A 17,954-nucleotide genomic window follows, 5' to 3' on the forward strand; every position below is an offset into this window, starting at 1 on the left:
TATTTTTTAGACATTCACAGACAAGTATCTCAATCGATTGAATCTAATCACTTTATTCTGTTTTTTTACGGATTTTATTCCACGATTCATTTTTTAGTTATATTTGTTATCTTAATCCTCAGCAGCCACTCAAGCTCGCCACCACAACAAAAACAACAATGAGGTTTGCCATGGACAGTCCATCGCGTCGTTCGACGCTGACTATTGCGTTGTGCTTTATCGTTGCGCTGATCGAAGGGTTCGATCTGCAAGCCGCCGGCACCGCCGCCGCCGGGTTACGTCAAACCTTCGCCCTGGATCCGAAGATGCTCGGTTGGGTGTTCAGCGTCGGCATCATCGGCCTGTTGCCGGGGGCGTTCTTCGGGGGCTGGGTTGCCGACCGGATCGGGCGCAAGAAAATCCTGGTGAGCGCCGTGCTGCTGTTCGGGCTGTTTTCCCTGAGCACCGCGTTTGTCGACAGCTACTCAAGCTTGTTGCTGGTGCGCTTTCTCACCGGCCTGGGGCTGGGCGCCGCGTTGCCCAACCTGATCGCGCTGTGCGCCGAAGCGGTGAGCGAACGCAATCGTGGCACGGCCATCAGCGTGATGTACTGCGGGGTGCCCCTGGGGGGTGCATTGGCCGCAGTGGTGGCGATGTTTTCCAGTGAGCACTGGCAGACCACGTTTATTATCGGCGGCCTGGCGCCCTTGCTGGCCGTGCCGTTGATGATCCTGCTGCTGCCTGAATCCAGCGCCTTTCGCCAACAGTTCGACAACACGCACGGCGCCCGCCCCTCCACCGGCCAGGCGCTGTTCGGCGACGGTCGCGCGCGCACCACACTGGCCTTGTGGCTCAGCTACTTCTTCACCCTGACCGTGATGTACATGCTGCTTAACTGGCTGCCGTCGCTGTTGCTGGAACAGGGTTTCAGCAGACCCCAGGCGGGCATGGTGCAGATGCTCTTCAATATCGGCGGCGCCCTGGGTTCGCTGCTCGGCGGCGTGCTGCTGGACCGCTGTAATGCCCTCAAAGTGGTGGTGTCCGTGTATGCCGGGTTGCTGGCGGCCCTGGCCGGGGTCGGGCTGTCGGTGGGCATCGTGCCCATGGCTATTGCCGGCTTTGCCGCCGGCTTGTTCGTGATGGCTGCGCAGTTGGTGCTGTACGCCTCGGCACCGCCCTCGTATCCAACCTCGGTGCGTGCCACCGGCGTCGGTGCCGCTGTGGCAGTGGGCCGCCTGGGTTCGGTGGCCGGGCCGCTGGCGGCCGGGCAACTCCTCGCCGCCGGCGCCGGCACGGCCGGCGTACTGCTGGCGACCTCCCCCGGCGTGGTGATCGCCGCACTGACCATCATCAGCGTCATGGTGCGTACGGCGCCACTGAACCTGGCCACTCCGCAAGCGGCCAGGCCCACCAAAGCCTAGAACTGGTGCAGCCAATTGAGCACCAGTTTGTTGCCCTCGGTGCGGTTCTGCGCCTGCTGTTCGAAGTAGGCGTTCACCGATAGCACGTTCTCCTTGTTGAAGGCGTAGACCAGGCCTGGGCCGATGGCCCAGACCTTTTCGCGACGCCCGCTCACAGCGTGCCCGTCCACCTGGGTGTCGGTGATCTGCTTCAGCCAGTAGCCGTTAACCCCCACGCTCAGTTGCGGGTTCAAGGCATATTGCAGCGTCAGGTTGGCATGCAATGCCTGGCCGGCCTGGGTATCGGAAACATCCCCGAAGCCTGCCTGCGGATCATCATTCTTGCCATTCCACAGGTACATGAAACGCCCGCTCGCCGACCATGTCGGGCTGAACCAGTACGTCGCCGCGTAATACGGGTTGAATGACCAGAAGTTGCTGCCGGGGTTGATCGAGCGATGGCGGTCATAGGCCCCCACCGGGATCGAAACATCAGCCTCGACACGCTGGGTCAACAGCGGGCTGCCATCGGCGCGGTTCAGGCTTGGCAGTTGCAGGAAGGCACCGACCGTCAGGTCACCGAAGCCAGCACGGGAACTCAGCGCCGCATTGTGCAACCCATCGTCGACATTCACCTGGGCCAGGGAAGTGTTGATCAGGGTGAATCCGGGCATCGCGCCATTGGCCAGGGGCTGGCCGACGTAGATGATCTGCGTGGTGGGCGCGACCACTTCCAGGTCCTGCCTGGGCAGCGCCAGCTTGTTGCCGTGGGCATCATTGAAACGGCTGGCCCGCGAGTAGGTCAGGTACTCCTCCAGGTACCAACCGGGGCCGGCCGGCGCTGGCGAGCCGTCGTAGAAACTGGTGCTGCCGAGGTTGAGTCCGGGCAGGTCGTAGGCATGTGCAGTCGATGTCAGTGCGACAAATGTCGTGGCCGCAACCGTCCGCAAGATAGGCTTGAGCATCTTGTATGTCCTGTATTTTTGTTGTTGTTCAAGACTCCCGGCACGCAGGGGCCGCACCGGGATTTATCGCTGTGCCAGGCCCTACACGTAGGTGGCGGCCAACCCACCGTCCACCGGCAGGTTGACCCCGTTGACCCAGCGCGCAGCGTCCGAGCAGAGGAAGGCAATCACCGCCGCCACCTCATCGGCCAGCGCTGGACGGGTCATGCGCTGGCTGTCCTCGGCCACCCGCTGCGGCCCGAGCATGCTGACGAAATCGCCGAGAATCGGCGTAAACACCGGCCCCGGCGCCACGCAGTTGATACGCACCGAGTGATCGCGAAACCAGCCCTGGGATTGTTGGAAGCTCCACACGATCAGCGCTTCCTTGAAGTATTGATAACAGCTGGCCTGCTCCACCGGATTGGCCGCCAGCCACTGCTGCCCGGCCTCGAAGCTGTGTGTCGCGGCCAGCGCCTTGTGCAGCTCCAGCCGTTGCGGCCATTGCGCGCCAAGCACCGAGGCAACATTGACGATGCTGCCGCCCGCCGGCATGCGTGGCAGCAACGATTGAGTCAGGTGCCGCAGCCCCAGGTAATTGACCGTCGCCACCGCTTGCTCGGGCGCCGTACCCGGCACCCCAGCGATGTTGCACAGCCCGTGGACCCGCGCGGGCAGGCGCGCCACCAGCGCATCAATGCTGGCAGGGTCACCCAGGTCAGCCTGGAAGAAGCCATCCAGGGTCAGTTGCGGTTCATGGCGATCCACACCGATCACCGTGGCCCCCTGGAAACGCGCGAGCCGCGCCAGCTCGGCGCCAATGCCGGAAGCGACGCCGGTGACGATCAGGGTTTTGTTGTGCAGGTTCATGTTCAAGCCCTCTTATTTTTGTATAGGCATGGGTGTATCGAATCGATGAGCCAGGGCCCAGAACGGCCACGGCTCAGAATGGATAGGCAGGCGGAGTATTTTTCAGCGTGACCCACTGCCACTGGCTGTACTCGTCCCAGTCCGCCGGCCCGCCGACGCTGCCGCCGTTGCCGGAGGCACCGCGCCCGCCGAACGGGTTGATGCATTCGTCGGCCACGGTCTGGTCGTTGATGTGCAGCAGGCCGCAGTCCAGCCGCTCACCGATGGCCATGGCGCGCCCGACCGACGGCGAGATGATGGCGGCCGAGAGGCCGTACTCCGTGCGGTTGGCCAGTTCGATCGCTTCCTCGTCGGTGGTAAAACTGACCACCGTGGCCACCGGGCCGAACAGCTCTTCCTCAAAGGCGCGCATGCCCGGACGTACGCCACTGAGCACGGTGGGCTGGTAGAACAACCGGTCATAGTCGCCGCCTGCCTCCAGCCGTGCGCCGGCCTGCAGGCTATCGCTGACGATCTCGTGCACGCGCAGCAATTGCCGTTGGTTGATCAACGGGCCGAGCGCCGCTTCACCCCGGGCGGCATTGCCCACCGTGAGTGCCCGGGCCTTGTCCGCCAGCTTGCGGGTGAGGCTTTCAGCGATGGATTGATGCACGAGAATCAGCCCGGTCGCCATGCAGATTTGCCCCTGATGCAGCCAGGCGCCCCAGGCTGCATTGCTCGCGGCCAGGTCGAGGTCGGCGTCTTCAAGAATGATCAGCGGGTTTTTCCCGCCCAGCTCCAGCGCAACCTTTTTCAGGTGTCGCCCGGCCACTTCAGCGACTTTGCGCCCCGCCGCCGTCGACCCGGTGAACGCAATCATCCGCACATTCGGATCGCGGCACAGCGCTTCCCCCGCCGGCGCCGCGCCGGGCATCACCTGCAGCAGGCCCTTGGGCAAGCCCGCCTCTTCAAACAGCCGGGCAATGAGAAACCCCCCACTGACCGGGGTCTGCGGGTCAGGCTTGAGCACCACTGCATTGCCTGCCGCCAGCGCCGGGGCCACTGAGCGCAGTGACAGCACCAGCGGAAAGTTGAACGGTGAAATCACCCCGACCACGCCGTGGGGCTGGCGCCGTGCATAGGACAGTCGGCCGGCTGCACTGGGCAGCACCACCCCGTGAGGTTGGGACAACAGCCCCGCCGCCTGATGCAGCAGCACAATCGCTTCACGCACTTCGTGCTCGCCCTTGAACAACGCGCCCCCGGTTTCCCGGGCGACGTACAGCGCCAGCTCGGCGAAGGACCGCTGGGCCAGGTCCGCCGCCTTGCGAAACACCTCGGCGCGCTCCCGTGGGCCCAACGCAGCCCAGGCCGGCTGCGCCAGCGCCGCACTGCGGCAGGCGACGGCGATGTCGGCCGGGTTGGCCATGGCGCAGCGCATCAGGGGTTCGCCGGTGGCGGGTTCAATCACGTCAATCACAGATCCCGAAACGGGAATCCAATCGCCGTTGAACAGGCATTCGGACGCGATGGCCCGCTGTAGAAAGGGGGTGGTTTCAGACATTGGCATTGGCAACTCCGGTTCTTGTAATTGTCATCGTCTGCACAGGGTGCAAACGCCGCATCAAGCCTTGAGCAAAGGCTGTGCCGCTTGCACGCAACGGCGCGCACATAAACCGACGAGGGCTCTGGGTCGAGGCCTGCCGCGCAACGCTCACACGCCTGGGGCGATCGCCCGCAAAAAACCCGGGCTGCGCCACTTGTTCAATTGATAAGGTTATGTTTTATAACTATCTGAGCAGTTGCTCATATCGATCACTCGCTTTGCAGGGGCATAACAATGACTAATCCCCACAGCGCGCTGCCCGACGACCGGGTGGCCAGCGCGCCGTACCCTCCGCGTGGCGACAGTCGCCAACTCAGTGACAGCAGCTCGCCCACCACAGCGGAACTGGCCGACTGCCTGTTCTTTTCCCCTGAAGACGGGCGCATCTGGCTCAACGATCAACGCATGTTGTTGCTGCACAGTTCGTCGTTCGGCGCCCTGCGCGCCGAGGTCATCGAGCGCCTGGGACTGGACCAGGCCCGGGGCCTGTTCACCCGCACCGGTTATGCCTCCGGCGCACGGGATGCGCGCTTGATCCGCGAGCGCTGGCCACAGGCCGATGCCGCCGCGGTGTTTCGCGCCGGGACACACCTGCACACCCTGGAAGGCATGACCAAGGTCGAACCGCTGCACTTCAAGTTCGATGCCGACTCGGGGTTCTATGAAGGGGAATTTCTCTGGCACCACTCGTGCGAAGCCGATGAACATGTGGGGGCCTACGGCATCGGCCAGGACCCGGTGTGCTGGACCGAAACCGGCTACGCCATCGGCTTCGTCAGTGGCCTCTTCGGGCAAATGGTGATTTTCCGCGAAGTGGAATGCCGTGGCATGGGCCATCGCCGTTGCCGCGTGATTGGCAAGACGGCCGAGCAATGGGGTGATGTCGAGCAGGACCTGCGCTACCTGAATGTGTCCCAGGCCGTCACCGGGCCTGCCACCCCCACGCTTGCAGGCCCGGTGGGCAGCGCTGGCGAAACCCGCCCGCCGCAACCGTTGGTAGGCGCCAGTGCCGCGTTCAACGCGGCGATGCAAGCGCTGCAAAGGGTTGCACTGACGCCCGCGACGGTGCTGATCAGCGGGGAGTCCGGCGTGGGCAAGGAGATGTTTGCGCGCCAGCTGCACCAGCTCAGTCGGCGCCATGACAGCCCGTTTGTGGCACTCAATTGCGCCGCCATCCCGGATAACCTGGTGGAGGCCGAACTCTTCGGTGTCGAACGCGGCGCCTATACCGGCGCGACGCACTCGCGCCCCGGGCGATTCGAACGGGCCCAGGGTGGCACGCTGTTCCTGGATGAAATCACCAGCCTCAGCCTGCCCGGGCAAAGCAAGTTGCTGCGAGCCTTGCAGGAACGGGAAATCGAACGGGTCGGCGGGGTGCGCGGGATCAAGGTGGATGTGCGCGTGGTGGCCGCCACCAATATCGACCTGCGTAAAGCGGTGGCAGACGGAAGCTTTCGCGAAGACCTGTTCTACCGGCTGAACGTTTACCCCATCGCCCTGCCCCCGCTGCGTGAACGCCGGGACGACATCCCGCTGCTGATCAATGCGTTCCTGACGCGCTTCTGCCAGGACTACGCCCGGACCCCGGCAGGCCTGACCATGCGCGCCCTGAAGACGTTGCTGCGCTACGACTTCGCGGGCAATGTGCGCGAGCTGCAAAACCTCATCGAACGCGGCCTGATCGCCAGCGACGACGGCCAGGCCATTGACCTGGTGCATCTGTTTCGCAACGAACCGCTGCCCGCCGAACCCTATGGCCTGGATGATCAGGGCAGCCTGTCAAATACCGGGCAGGCGCCGCGCTCGACGCTGCTGGATACCCTCGACCCGTTGGACCAGGGGTTTTCCATCGAAGGCCTTGAGTCGCGCCTGATCACTGAAGCGTTGCAACAAAGCGCCGGCAACCTGGCTGCGGCCGCCAGGCTCGTGGGGCTCAGCCGTGCTCAATTTGCTTACCGCATGAAGAAGCACCGGCGGCAAACCCCTTGAATGGCAATTAGTGCTTTAAAAGCTTTACCCAATTAAGTATTTTGCAGGGGTATGGGGCCAACACGCGCCCCTCTTTTTATTCGTGACAAGGACCTCCTGTGAGCGGACTGCGTGAACGTCAGAAAGCCGAGCGCCGGCAAGCTATCAGTAAAGCGGCGGTCGAACTGTTTGAGCGCCAGGGTTTCCAGAACACCACAATCGAACAGATCGCCGGCCAGGCCGGGGTATCGCCGCCGACGGTGTTCAAGTACTTCGGCAACAAACAGGAAATCATCCTGGAGATCCTGCACCACGCCGATCAACGCGCGATCAGCGATACCCGCAGCCTGATCCACGAAATCGACGACCCGGTCGAAGCGCTCTGCCACCTGGAACGCCTGCTCACGGGCTATGCCCTGGAAGTCATGCACCCCAGCCTGTGGCGTGAACTGCTGCCACTGATCCTGTTCGGCGGCAGCAATGGACTGCCCGAAGGCTATCGGGCCATGAACGATGCGCTCAGGGCCGAAATCAGCGAACTGCTGCGGGAACTGCAACGGGCCGGCAAGCTACGCGCGCAACTCGATGTGGAATTGGCCGCGTTCCTGTTGAACGACTATTCGCACCTGCAATTGTTCAGGCTGGTGAACCAGGAACACCCGGATATCGACGCGCACTCAACCCAGGTCAGGCGTATCACCGAGCTGCTGTTTTACGGCATGCAGGCCTGACCGCTTCTGGTGGCGGGCCTCAGTAAAAGCGATAGCAACGAATCACCACCTGGTCGGCGCACGGATAATGCACCAGGCCGATAAAGCTTGATCGGGTGAGCCAGTCCAGCCGCCCCTTGGCCACCTGGAACACCGGCGTGCAGGTGCAGCGGTATTCCGTCTCAGGAATCGGCCATTGGCCGTCGCTGTCCAGCTGGCGGCCATACTCAGTCAGGCTCAGCACCCCCCGGTTACGGATGTTGATCACCTCGCCTTCGTCGGTCCTGACGCTGTAGCGGGCATCCAGTTGACCGATGCCATCCGGGCGCAAAAGAAAGCAATCTGCTCCGCCCGCCAGGACCTGGCCGCTGATGCCGACCCCATCGAAATCCCCGCCCAGAATCGGGTAGTTGCAGCGCAGGCCTTCAACGCTGTCGCCCAGCATCACACCCGGCCCAATCGCAACGCGAAGGGTCAGCACCCGCTGCAAGTTGGGGGCAATATTCATCCGTTCAGGCATGGCAAGCTCCGAGCCCGGCGCACACGCACCGGGCCACACAGATCAACGGTTGCTCTTGATGGCGGTCCAGGTGCGGGTACGGATGCGCTCCACGGCGGGCGGAATCGGCTCCAGGGCAAACAGGGTCTTGCGCGCTTCGTCCGGCACATACATGTTGGGGTCGTTGCGGATGCTGGCGTCCACCAGCGCAGTAGCGTCCCTGTTCGGGTTGGGGTAGCCGATCTTGTTGCTGATACGGGCAATCACGTCCGGGCGCAGGATGTAATTGATGAACGCATGGGCTTCCGCCAGATCGGGGGCCTTGGCCGGGATCATCATTACGTCCGACCACATCGGCGCGCCTTCCTTGGGCAGTGCCATCTGGACCTTGACGCCCTTGCCGGCGGCATCTGCCAGGCGCATGGCCAGTGCGACGCCGCCGGACCAGCCCACGCCCACACAGATATCACCGTTGGCCAGGTCCATGCCGTAGCGCGACGAGTTGAAGTAAGTCACGTAAGGGCGAATCTTCATCATCACCGCCTGGGCTTGCACATAGTCCTCACGCTTCTGGCTATTGGGGTCGAGGCCCTTGTAGTGCAAGGCAATCGGCAGGATCTCGTTACCGGCGTCGAGAAAACCCACGCCACAACTGGCGAGCTTGGCGAGGTTTTCTTCCTTGAAGATGATGTCCCAGCTGTTCATCTGCACGTCGGGGCCGAGGGCTTTGCGCACCTTGTCGACGTTGTAGCCGATCAATGTGGTGCCCCACAGGTAAGGCGCGGCGTAGCGGTTGCCGGTGTCACCCACGGCTTCCAGGGACTGCATGAACTGCGGGTCCAGGTGCTGCCAGTTGGGCAACTGCTTGCGGTCCAGCGGTTGCACGGCACCGGCCGTGATCAAGTGCCCCAGGTTGGCGGTGCCGGGGAACACCACGTCGTACCCGGAGTTGCCCGTCAACAGTTTGGACTCCATGGTTTCGGCACTGTCGAACACATCGTAAATAGGCCGAATGCCGGTTTCTTCCTCGAAGCTCTTCAGCACTTCGGGTGGCAGGTATTCGATCCAGTTGTAGATCCGTACGGTTCGTTCTTCAGCCAGGCAAACACCACTGATGAGCAACGAGGCGACAGTGCCCAGCACGGTATTACGCAGAAATCTGTTCATGATCAAAACACTCCAGCGCGGCCGCGATGGCTCGCAGCACTTAATAGCGGTAGGTGAAATACAGTTCCAGCGCACTGAACGTCTGGTCATCGCCAAACACCTGTTTGGCGGCGGCCAGTGGCTTGACCCAGTTGTACGACAGCGACGTATAGAACGACGGTGTGGGTGTCCAGTCGAGGAAAACCACACTTTCGTCGGCAAAGCGCCGATCGCTGACCGGTGCGCCCAGGTAGTTTTTCTCGTCCAACCAGAACTGGTAGTGAATCGCGCCGAGGGTCAGGGTTTCGTTGAGGTGGGTCTTGAGGGAGAACTGCTGGACATTTTCGTTGCTGTTGAACAGCAGGTAGTTGCCGACCACGTCCCCGACCAGCCACGTGCTCCAGTCGACAAAGCCTTTGCTCAGTGGGTCCCAGGCTTTTTGGCGGTTGTCGGTGAGGTTGTCGTCGCCGGAAAAGCTCGCGTAGCGGTAGCCAAGGACCGGCGTCAGCGGCAAGGTGTTGAAGGCATAGTCGGCCTGGGCATACCAGGCGCTGGCAGCGTAATCGACACCCTCGCCGCTGCCCCGCTCCAGCGCGTACTCAGCATTCAGCGTCAGCGCCTGTACGCCGGGCACCTTGGCGTTGAGCGCCCGCAGGTTGTACACCTGCATCCCGTCCCGGCGGCGTGGGAGCGTGCTGCCTCTGGGGCCAAGGGCATTGACCTTCATGGCCATGGCGCCGAGCGTCACCTGGTCATCGAGGTTGTAATCCACGTTGACGCCGGTCATGCGAAAATCGCCCAAGTCATCATCGGTGCGTAAGGTGAAGGCCTGAGACTTCAGCGCGCCATGATCCCAGGCGAGGATCGCCGAATCCTTGAAGGCGGTTCGCGGGCCGAGCCAATAAGCACCATCCTTGTACTGGTCGAGGTTACCGTCCATGACGATGAACCCCGTACCGATCATGTAGTTCTGGCGGCCGGCGGTGAGCTTCCACTCGCCGGCGCGAAAACCGCCATAGAGTTCTTCGGCGGCGGCCTTGCCATCGGAACTGCGGCTGAAGCCACCTGCATCACCATCGCCGAAGGTGCTCGCCGCCACCAGGGAACCGCCCGCGAGCAGGCTAAAATCCGGTTGCAACGCATACTCGAGTTTGACCCCCGGCTTTACGTAGACCTCTTGCCAGTTGATCCGGGCGCCGCCGTTTTTACCGTTGCGCGCATCGACCCGGCCGCTGCCGAAGTTGACCCCACGGGTAAACAAGGTTGCCCCGCCTGCGGTGAGATTGACTTCGCCCTTGAGATCACCGTCCTCAAAGGTGTAGCCCGCGAATGCGACGTGGGTGGTCAAGGGTAAGCCGACCGCCAACAGCGCTCGAGAGAAACGCTTGCTGAATACCATAAGAAGCTCCTGTGGAATTATTGTTGTTACAGGGCAGTCAATGGCGACGCAGGGCGCCGCCAACACCTGGGCAAGCCAGGTGAATAGAACGCAAAAAATCTTATTGTTTGGCGTGGGTCAGTGGCTCAAGTGGGCGGCGATCGCGCGCAGCATGCGTACGCTGTCGGTGTCGAACGGGCTGACCGCATCGGTGAGCGAAGACTGCTTGACGATCACGACGCCGGACGGCTTGTCGATGAACAGGTATTGGCCATGAATCCCCCCGGCCATCAGGGCCTGGCTGTGGTCGTTGAACACGTACCACTGGCTTCGATAGGAGGCACCGGGCGTCCAGTGGGAGAACTCGGCATTTTGCGCGTAGATCGCCGGATCCGCGCCAGCGGTGATACGGGCCACCGTCTCGGGCGACAGCAGCTCTACGCCATCGTGGCGACCGTTGTTGGCCAACAGGCGACCGAAACGCGCCATGTCTCTCAAGGTGGCGCTGAAGCCCGCCCCGGCCACATTCCGGCCCCAGGGATCGGCCAGAAAATAGCCGTCGCGGTCGCACCCCAGGCGCCCCCAGACCTCCTCCAGCATCTGACTGCACGCCTTGCCCGAGGCACGTTCCATGACCCACGCCAAGGCTTCGGTGGTGGCCGTCACATAATGGAAAAAGCCCCCGTGGCTGCCGCGCTTCTTGAGAGATGGCAAGTACTGGTACAACGATTCGAACTGCGCGTACTGCGCCGGTGCCGGTTGAAAGCCGCAGGCATAGCCGTACTGCGAGCTTTCTGAATTGGGGTCGTCATACACTTCGCTGTAGTCGATGCCCACCGCCATGTCGAACAATTGGCGCACCGTCGCATCGCCAAACGCGCTGCCCGCCAGTTCAGGCACGTAGTAAGCGGCCGGCCGCTCGGGCTTGAGCACGCCACGCGTCACCAGCTGTTCACCCAAGGTACCGATCAGCGACTTGGTGACCGAGAACATGATGTGCCGGTCACAGGCGCGCTGGCCGTTGAAGTAGCGCTCGAACAACACCGTGTCACCCTGCATCACCAAAAAGGCGTCCGTCTGGCTGGCGACAAGGTGCTCGATCACACGGATGCCCAACCCACTCTCACTGTCGAAACACAACTGATCCAGCGCGCGCGGGGCCTCCTGAAGCTGACCGACAGGCCCTGGCCCCGCCGACACATCAATGCTGGGGCGCAGTCGCGCCAGATGACGGAACCCCCACTGATTGAAGGGCGTGCGCATCCAGTTGTTCCACGTTACGCGGTGATCCGGCGCGGCGGGAAACCCCTGCATCAGCAGCGGCGCCACGCGAGTGGCCAATGAAGACTCATTGGCCTCGACATAAGAAGTCGCGAGGGAGAATTGGGCTTTATGACTCATCGGGATAACCCTGAAGATGACTCTGCATGAAGCAGATGCAGAGAAATAATTACCCCATACAATATTTTAGTCAATAAAACTTTTTACCAGAAAAACAAATATTGCTGCGCGCTTGGATCGGCGCTACACCGTCCTGATAAGCCTCCTGCAACCGGGTCAAATTTTGAAATGCTTGAAAACTGCGTGCACAAGAACGGGCTCGGCGTGTTTTCAGGGAGGTGCGCGGCAAAAGTCATGGAAAGACTTTTCTTTGGACGAAAAAAAATGGACCTCTTTTCAGAGGTCCATTTTTTAATATTTGGAGCGGGAAACGAGACTCGAACTCGCGACCCCGACCTTGGCAAGGTCGTGCTCTACCAACTGAGCTATTCCCGCGTCTTGGTGGTGTGCATTCTATAGAATCCAGAACCCCCGTCAACCCCTTGATTCAAAAAAGTTTTATTTCTTTTCAACGGTGGTGCGCAGGTGAGGCCAGGCAGCGCGCAAATACTGGAGCATCGACCACAACGTCAGGCCTGCGGCAACGAGCAGCAAGGCGTAGCCCATCAGAACCCAGAAGGAGAAGTCCGAGGGGTTGGCCAGCAGAATCACCAGCGCAAGCATCTGCGCAGCCGTTTTCCATTTGCCCATGTTGGAAACGGCCACGTGGGCGCGGGCGCCGATTTCGGCCATCCATTCGCGCAGGGCCGAGACGACGATCTCGCGGCCGATGATCACCGCAGCCGGCAATGTCAGCCACAGGTTGCCGTGTTCCTGCACCAGCAGGACCAGGGCGACGGCCACCATCAGTTTGTCGGCCACCGGGTCCAGGAACGCGCCGAAGGGCGTGCTCTGTTCCAGGCGGCGCGCCAGGTAGCCGTCGAGCCAGTCGGTCGCAGCCGCAAAAGCGAATACCGAACTGGACGCTGCATAGCTCCATTCGTAAGGCAAATAAAACAGCAAAATGAAAATCGGAATGAGCAGGACGCGTAGAACGGTAATCAGATTAGGGATATTCATCGGCACAACTGGCTACGAGGTGAGAAGGCATTCTATTCGCTGTGCAGATTTGCATAAATCAGCTCAGCGAGCTTTTTACTGATACCGGGTGCTTTGGCAATTTCGTCAATGCTGGCACGGGATAGCTCCTGCAAGCCACCAAAATGTTTAAGCAGGTCACGGCGACGGGTCGGACCAACGCCCGCGACCCCTTCCAGGGTTGAGGTTCGACGGGTTTTGCCACGGCGGGCACGATGGCCGGTGATGGCAAAACGGTGAGCTTCGTCGCGGATCTGTTGAATCAGGTGCAACGCGGGTGAGTCACCTTTCAAGGTGAACTCATGAGCGGCATCATTCAAGTACAACGTTTCGAAACCGGCCTTACGCGTAGCGCCCTTGGCAACACCCAGCAGAATCAGGTCGGGAACGGCCAGCTCGTTGAGCACGTCACGGGCCATGGACAACTGGCCCTTGCCACCGTCCACCAGCAGGATATCGGGAAGCTTGCCCTCCCCGTCCTTCAACTTGCTGAAGCGCCGCGTGAGGGCCTGGTGCATGGCGGCGTAGTCATCGCCGGCGGTGACACCTTCAATGTTGTAGCGCCGGTAATCGGCCTTGATCGGCCCTTCCGGCCCGAAGACCACGCAGGACGCCACGGTGGCCTCGCCGCTGGAGTGGCTGATGTCGTAGCACTCAAGACGCTGGGGCGGCTCGTCCAGGTTGAGGACTTCGGCCAAGGCGTCAAAACGCGCAGCCACGTGCTGTCGATTCGCCAGGCGCGCGCTCAAGGCCTGTTCGGCGTTGGTCACCGCCAGTTGCTGCCAGCGCGCGCGCGTGCCGCGTACGCGGTGGCTGATGTCCAGCTCGCGGCCGCGCAGCGCGTGGATCGCTTCGATCAGCGTGGGGAAGTCTTCATGCACCACGTTAACGATCAGTTCGGACGGCAAGTCGCGTTCGGGGCTGCTGACGTAGTATTGGCCAAGGAACGCAGCCATGACTTCAGCGACTTCCTCGTCGATACCGGTCTGCGGGAAGAAATTCTTGCTGCCCAGCACTCGCCCGCCACGCACACTGATCAGGTGCACACAGGCGCCGCCCGGGTTAACAAAAGCGGCGATCACATCGACGTCCCCCGTACCGCCCTCCATGCTTTGCTGGTCCTGTACACGCCGCAGCAAGGAAATCTGGTCGCGCAACTCAGCGGCGCGCTCGAAATCCAGGGTGCTGGCGGCCTGTTCCATGGCGCTGGAGAGCTCATCAGTCAGCGCATTGCTGCGCCCTTCGAGGAACATCACCGAATGGCGTACATCCTCGGCGTACTCCGCCGGGTCAACCAGCCCGACACAAGGCGCCTTGCAGCGTTTGATCTGGTATTGCAGGCAAGGTCGCGTGCGGTTTTTGTAGAAGCTGTCTTCGCACTGACGCACGAAAAAGGTCTTTTGCAGCAGGCTCAAACTTTCTCGGATGGCGCCGGCGCTCGGGTATGGGCCGAAATACTTGCCCTTCTGCTTCTTTGCGCCCCGGTGAATACTCAGGCGCGGGAAGTTGCCGTCGGATAAATACACGTAGGGGTAGGATTTATCGTCACGCAGCAGAATATTGTAGGGCGGCCGCCACTCCTTGATCAGCGTCTGTTCAAGCAGCAGCGCTTCGGTTTCATTGGCGGTGATGGTGGTTTCGACCTGAGCGATACGCGCCACCAGGGCGGCGGTTTTCGGCGCAAGACCGGTCTTGCGAAAGTAGCTCGCCAGACGGCTTTTCAGGTTTTTGGCTTTGCCCACATAAAGCAGGCGTGCCTCGCTGTCGAACATGCGGTACACGCCGGGGCGGCCACTGCAGGTTGAAAGAAAGGCACTCGGATCAAACGGTGTGGTCATGTCAGGCGCTGGCGTCCACCATGCCGTGACGCACTGCGAGCAGGGTCAATTCAACATCACTGCTGATGGCGAGCTTCTCGAAAATGCGATAGCGGTAGGTGTTCACGGTTTTAGGCGACAGGCACAGCTTGTCAGAGATCGACTGCACTTTCTGGCAACCGACGATCATCAAGGCGATCTGGATCTCGCGCTCCGACAACGCATCAAACGGCGAGTCACTGGTAGGCTGGAAGGACTTGATCGCCAACTGCTGGGCAATCTGTGGGCTGATATACCGCTGGCCAGCAAATACCAGGCGGATGGCTTGCACCATCTCCGCCAGGCCTGCGCCCTTGGTCAAGTAACCGGCCGCTCCTGCCTGCAGAAGGCGGGTAGGAAACGGGTCTTCCTCGCACACGGTAACCACCACGACTTTGATGTCCGGATGGCTGCGTAACAATTTGGTAGTTGCGCCAAGACCGCCGATCCCAGGCATCTTGACGTCCATCAAAACCACATCGGGTTTCAACTCCCGGGCCTTGATCAGGGATTCCTCCCCCGACTCGGCCTGACCGACTACTTGCAGGCCATCGATGTCAGCCAGCATTCGTGTAATGCCTGTACGAACGAGATCATGGTCATCGACTACTAGCACCCTAATCAAGCAGACACCTCGCGATATGGTCTTATAGGTTGCTGAACACCTTAGCAAAAAACCAAGGCGCAGACCTAGCCGCAAGCGTCATATATATTGAGTTTGCGCAGGATAGAGGCTTCTACCGAGCGACACGCCGCAGATTATGCTGAGCAAAAGGTCAGGTTTGCTCAAACATCGGCTTGAGTTTTCCGTTCTTTGCCGCTGAATGTTCCGCCAACGTGGTGGTCAATCGACGGATAGCATCCTGATCCTCCTTGAACATGGCTCGGTAGTTTTCAAGGATCTTTTCTTCAAGCTGACTAAGGTTTTCCAATTGGATGGGCGTCGGACTCCCCGTCAGCACATATAAAAGATCCACCCCACGCTCGGCCACGCGTGACAAATAGTCAGCCTTGGGCGCGCGGCCACCGCTCTCGTACTTGCCTTGGGCGTTAGCTTCAACGCCGCCTATTTCACCAAAAATCTTCTGTGACAGGCCAAGACGTTCTCTCTCCTGCCTTAAGCGCGAACCGATTCCACTCATTTGGATGTATGATCCTTTATGGCACACCCCTAGAGGTGACACACTCATCTCGTTTTACACAAACTTGAACGGTTTTGAACTATGCCCGGTATTCGCACTGCTGCACAAGCCAAGGCTTGGTTGGAACATCAAGGAAAGTCAGTTCAAGCGTTCGCTCGTGAGCACGGCGTCGATCCAGCCACGACGTATCAAGTGCTCGCTGGGCGTAAAAAGGGACGGCGTGGGGAAGCCCATAAGGTGGCGGTCCTGCTGGGCATGAAAGAAGGGATTATCGTGGACGAACCTGTTGCTCCACACAGCGAGACACAAGCTCTTTCCTGATAGCAGTATGCGCTTATTCGTACAGCGTACCTGTTTTAGTCAGCTTGGATTACGTGGCACTCGCGCTCCATGCACCAGAAGCAATCTTCTTCCCCGACGATACTCAACCCCTGGCGCTGATACAGCCTTCTCGCCGGGTTGGTCTTGAACACGGTCAAGCGTAAAAGACCCAACCCCTGCGCACGCGCCTTGAGCACCATTTGCTCCAACACCCAGCTGCCTGCGCCTTGCTGGCGGCAGCGCTCGAGCATGTGCAATTCGCGGATATACAGCGCCCTGTGATCGCGATTGACGCTGATAAACCCCATCACGCTGTCATCATTGCAGATCAGCCAGTTTTCACGCGCTGCCCAGGCAACGTCAAAGCCGCTGTCAGACCACAGCAACCCGTACTGCTGGTAGTAGCGGTTCATGGCGTCATGGGTCAGCGTTCGCGCAAACGGTAGGTCGTGGCGGGTGGCAGCGCGCAGGTGAAAGGCCATTTAGAGCGCTTCCACATGCCCGGCCCAGTGCTCGCCATCGCGGCGGGCAATCACCAGCGCGTCGCCCATACCCGGCGCGGCAGCAAGCAGGCTGCCGTCGGCTGACCAGATGGCGCTGCGACCCGCGCAAGCCCAGCCACCGGATGGGCCACCGTGATTGGCCATCAGCACCAGCATCCGATGCTCGGCGGCGTAACCCTGCAAAAGCGCACTGTCCGTCGCGTAGCCGCCTTCACTGATCAGCACACCGGCGGCGTACACATTGGCGCCGGCTTCAGCCACCTGACGCGGATGGCTGGCGTGGGAAAAGTCCGCACACACTGCCAGCGCAATGCGCTCATCCCCCCACTCGAGGGCTGCACCGCCCTGCCCCGCGACAAACGCCACCTCTTCGCCAGGATGCAAATGCTGTTTGGTGTAGACCGCCAGCGAACCATCCGCGCCCAACACCAGTGCGCCGATCAGCACGCCTGCCCCGGGTGCCACACGTATCGGCATCCCCACCACCGCCGTCAACCGCAACGCTTGCGCCCTCTCACGCAGCGGCTCAAGCAGCGCATCCTCGGGGGCAATCGCCAAACCGGCCGCCAGCGCCGGCTCGTAGCCGGTCAACGACAACTCTGGAAACACCAATAACTGCACGCCTCGCGCCGCCGCCGTTTGCATAAACGCCAGGTGCCGACGGATATTGGCCGGCACATCACCCGCGATGGAGGTGGTTTGCGCAGCAGCAAGGGTGAAGGCAGTCATGGTCGCGTCCCAGCAATAGATATCAAAGTGTAAGCAGCATATCGGCACTCACCCATAGCCGTAAGTCCCTCACGCGATAGAAATTACTGATTGAATCCTGCCATGCGCCTCTAGTAAGCTCGCCCCATCATTTGGAGAAACACCATGTTGCAACTCACCCACTCTCAGGTTTGCCCTGCTGCCAGCGCCCAGCGCTCGGTATCGGCTACCCGTGGGAACGGTTTGAGCGCACTGGTCAGCTTTTATTTTGGGTATTGGTTTAGCCACTGGCGCGCCTGATACCTGAAATCGGCGCCCACTACTCAAGGGGTCGCCTACCAGAGAAATCTAACCCCCGGTCGGCTCCCCGACCGGGGGTTTTGTTTTTTCAGCCCTTAATTATTTTGCGTCACACCGAACACTAAAAGGACTCACGACATGAACTACTCCACTTATTACCGCTACGACACTTCCACTGCATGGCGATTTAGCAAGCTCCGTTCGGGACAGCCTGCCGCCTCCGATCG

General features: G+C 60.9%; 17 protein-coding genes and 1 tRNA gene. 4 read left to right on the top strand and 14 right to left on the bottom strand.

Features of this window, described 5'->3' with window-relative positions; genetic code table 11:
• Positions 1-170 precede the first annotated feature (170 nt).
• Positions 171-1,400, top strand: coding sequence for a 3-(3-hydroxy-phenyl)propionate transporter MhpT (mhpT, locus tag JFT85_RS05720; protein ID WP_201229448.1), 1,230 nt, complete (start codon positions 171-173; stop codon positions 1,398-1,400).
• Here the strand turns inward: mhpT and JFT85_RS05725 are convergent.
• The 3 genes from JFT85_RS05725 to JFT85_RS05735 form a co-directional block, all read right to left on the bottom strand.
• Positions 1,397-2,344, bottom strand: coding sequence for a SphA family protein (locus JFT85_RS05725; protein WP_053255506.1), 948 nt, complete (start codon positions 2,342-2,344; stop codon positions 1,397-1,399). The genes mhpT and JFT85_RS05725 overlap by 4 nt on opposite strands.
• An 81-nt stretch (positions 2,345-2,425) precedes the next feature.
• On the bottom strand, positions 2,426-3,193 hold the full coding sequence (locus JFT85_RS05730; RefSeq protein WP_053255505.1) for a coniferyl-alcohol dehydrogenase: 768 nt from the start codon (positions 3,191-3,193) through the stop codon (positions 2,426-2,428).
• A 73-nt stretch (positions 3,194-3,266) separates the two neighbouring features.
• The gene (locus JFT85_RS05735; protein WP_053255504.1) at positions 3,267-4,742 is read right to left on the bottom strand and encodes a benzaldehyde dehydrogenase; all 1,476 of its coding nucleotides are present in this window, start codon (positions 4,740-4,742) and stop codon (positions 3,267-3,269) included.
• Positions 4,743-5,012: 270 nt separating this feature from the next.
• On the opposite strand from JFT85_RS05735, the gene JFT85_RS05740 reads away from it, so the two are divergent.
• Together JFT85_RS05740 and JFT85_RS05745 are read left to right on the top strand one after the other, a co-directional pair.
• Entirely contained in the window at positions 5,013-6,767 is a 1,755-nt protein-coding gene (locus JFT85_RS05740) for a sigma-54-dependent Fis family transcriptional regulator (RefSeq protein WP_078828010.1), read from the top strand.
• A gap of 98 nt (positions 6,768-6,865) precedes the next feature.
• Complete coding sequence (locus tag JFT85_RS05745; protein WP_069552237.1) at positions 6,866-7,477, top strand: TetR/AcrR family transcriptional regulator; 612 nt, start codon at positions 6,866-6,868, stop codon at positions 7,475-7,477.
• Positions 7,478-7,496: 19 nt separating this feature from the next.
• Here JFT85_RS05745 and JFT85_RS05750 read toward each other — a convergent pair whose 3' ends face one another.
• The 9 genes from JFT85_RS05750 to JFT85_RS05790 form a co-directional block, all read right to left on the bottom strand.
• Positions 7,497-7,976, bottom strand: coding sequence for a DUF3237 domain-containing protein (locus tag JFT85_RS05750; RefSeq protein ID WP_201229450.1), 480 nt, complete (start codon positions 7,974-7,976; stop codon positions 7,497-7,499).
• Positions 7,977-8,018: 42 nt separating this feature from the next.
• Entirely contained in the window at positions 8,019-9,122 is a 1,104-nt protein-coding gene (locus tag JFT85_RS05755) for a polyamine ABC transporter substrate-binding protein (RefSeq protein WP_069552239.1), read from the bottom strand.
• A 40-nt stretch (positions 9,123-9,162) separates the two neighbouring features.
• On the bottom strand, positions 9,163-10,500 hold the full coding sequence (locus JFT85_RS05760) for an alginate export family protein (protein WP_069552240.1): 1,338 nt from the start codon (positions 10,498-10,500) through the stop codon (positions 9,163-9,165).
• A 117-nt stretch (positions 10,501-10,617) separates the two neighbouring features.
• Positions 10,618-11,880 carry a serine hydrolase domain-containing protein gene (locus JFT85_RS05765; protein WP_073636809.1) on the bottom strand — a complete coding sequence of 421 codons (1,263 nt, stop codon included), beginning with the start codon at positions 11,878-11,880 and terminating at the stop codon, positions 10,618-10,620.
• A 299-nt stretch (positions 11,881-12,179) separates the two neighbouring features.
• Positions 12,180-12,255: transfer RNA gene (locus tag JFT85_RS05770), tRNA-Gly, on the bottom strand.
• A 63-nt stretch (positions 12,256-12,318) separates the two neighbouring features.
• On the bottom strand, positions 12,319-12,879 hold the full coding sequence (gene pgsA / locus JFT85_RS05775; RefSeq protein WP_053255497.1) for a CDP-diacylglycerol--glycerol-3-phosphate 3-phosphatidyltransferase: 561 nt from the start codon (positions 12,877-12,879) through the stop codon (positions 12,319-12,321).
• A gap of 32 nt (positions 12,880-12,911) precedes the next feature.
• Positions 12,912-14,735, bottom strand: coding sequence for an excinuclease ABC subunit UvrC (gene uvrC / locus JFT85_RS05780; RefSeq protein ID WP_078828009.1), 1,824 nt, complete (start codon positions 14,733-14,735; stop codon positions 12,912-12,914).
• Between the two features lies 1 nt (position 14,736).
• Positions 14,737-15,378, bottom strand: coding sequence for a response regulator transcription factor GacA (gacA, locus tag JFT85_RS05785; RefSeq protein ID WP_017530522.1), 642 nt, complete (start codon positions 15,376-15,378; stop codon positions 14,737-14,739).
• A gap of 151 nt (positions 15,379-15,529) precedes the next feature.
• On the bottom strand, positions 15,530-15,895 hold the full coding sequence (locus tag JFT85_RS05790) for a helix-turn-helix domain-containing protein (RefSeq protein WP_053255495.1): 366 nt from the start codon (positions 15,893-15,895) through the stop codon (positions 15,530-15,532).
• A gap of 81 nt (positions 15,896-15,976) precedes the next feature.
• On the opposite strand from JFT85_RS05790, the gene JFT85_RS05795 reads away from it, so the two are divergent.
• Positions 15,977-16,216, top strand: coding sequence for a DNA-binding protein (locus tag JFT85_RS05795; RefSeq protein ID WP_053255494.1), 240 nt, complete (start codon positions 15,977-15,979; stop codon positions 16,214-16,216).
• A 35-nt stretch (positions 16,217-16,251) separates the two neighbouring features.
• On the opposite strand, the gene JFT85_RS05800 is transcribed toward JFT85_RS05795, so the two are convergent.
• Positions 16,252-16,698 carry a GNAT family N-acetyltransferase gene (locus JFT85_RS05800; RefSeq protein ID WP_053255493.1) on the bottom strand — a complete coding sequence of 149 codons (447 nt, stop codon included), beginning with the start codon at positions 16,696-16,698 and terminating at the stop codon, positions 16,252-16,254.
• Complete coding sequence (locus tag JFT85_RS05805; protein WP_169876106.1) at positions 16,699-17,448, bottom strand: carbon-nitrogen hydrolase family protein; 750 nt, start codon at positions 17,446-17,448, stop codon at positions 16,699-16,701. It lies immediately after the preceding gene.
• Positions 17,449-17,954: the final 506 nt, after the last annotated feature.

This window comes from Pseudomonas sp. TH04 (assembly GCF_016651355.1).
GTDB classification, from domain to species: Bacteria; Pseudomonadota; Gammaproteobacteria; order Pseudomonadales; family Pseudomonadaceae; genus Aquipseudomonas; species Aquipseudomonas fluorescens.

Excerpts from the sequence above, each read along its gene's own strand:
- mhpT (WP_201229448.1), top strand. The coding sequence starts at position 171 with ATGGACAGTCCATCGCGTCGTTCGACGCTGACTATTGCGTTGTGCTTT.
- JFT85_RS05725 (WP_053255506.1), bottom strand. The coding sequence starts at position 2,344 with ATGCTCAAGCCTATCTTGCGGACGGTTGCGGCCACGACATTTGTCGCA.
- JFT85_RS05730 (WP_053255505.1), bottom strand. The coding sequence starts at position 3,193 with ATGAACCTGCACAACAAAACCCTGATCGTCACCGGCGTCGCTTCCGGC.
- JFT85_RS05735 (WP_053255504.1), bottom strand. The coding sequence starts at position 4,742 with ATGCCAATGTCTGAAACCACCCCCTTTCTACAGCGGGCCATCGCGTCC.
- JFT85_RS05740 (WP_078828010.1), top strand. The coding sequence starts at position 5,013 with ATGACTAATCCCCACAGCGCGCTGCCCGACGACCGGGTGGCCAGCGCG.
- JFT85_RS05750 (WP_201229450.1), bottom strand. The coding sequence starts at position 7,976 with ATGCCTGAACGGATGAATATTGCCCCCAACTTGCAGCGGGTGCTGACC.
- JFT85_RS05755 (WP_069552239.1), bottom strand. The coding sequence starts at position 9,122 with ATGAACAGATTTCTGCGTAATACCGTGCTGGGCACTGTCGCCTCGTTG.
- JFT85_RS05760 (WP_069552240.1), bottom strand. The coding sequence starts at position 10,500 with ATGGTATTCAGCAAGCGTTTCTCTCGAGCGCTGTTGGCGGTCGGCTTA.
- JFT85_RS05765 (WP_073636809.1), bottom strand. The coding sequence starts at position 11,880 with ATGAGTCATAAAGCCCAATTCTCCCTCGCGACTTCTTATGTCGAGGCC.
- pgsA (WP_053255497.1), bottom strand. The coding sequence starts at position 12,879 with ATGAATATCCCTAATCTGATTACCGTTCTACGCGTCCTGCTCATTCCG.
- uvrC (WP_078828009.1), bottom strand. The coding sequence starts at position 14,735 with ATGACCACACCGTTTGATCCGAGTGCCTTTCTTTCAACCTGCAGTGGC.
- JFT85_RS05790 (WP_053255495.1), bottom strand. The coding sequence starts at position 15,895 with ATGAGTGGAATCGGTTCGCGCTTAAGGCAGGAGAGAGAACGTCTTGGC.
- JFT85_RS05795 (WP_053255494.1), top strand. The coding sequence starts at position 15,977 with ATGCCCGGTATTCGCACTGCTGCACAAGCCAAGGCTTGGTTGGAACAT.
- JFT85_RS05800 (WP_053255493.1), bottom strand. The coding sequence starts at position 16,698 with ATGGCCTTTCACCTGCGCGCTGCCACCCGCCACGACCTACCGTTTGCG.
- JFT85_RS05805 (WP_169876106.1), bottom strand. The coding sequence starts at position 17,448 with ATGACTGCCTTCACCCTTGCTGCTGCGCAAACCACCTCCATCGCGGGT.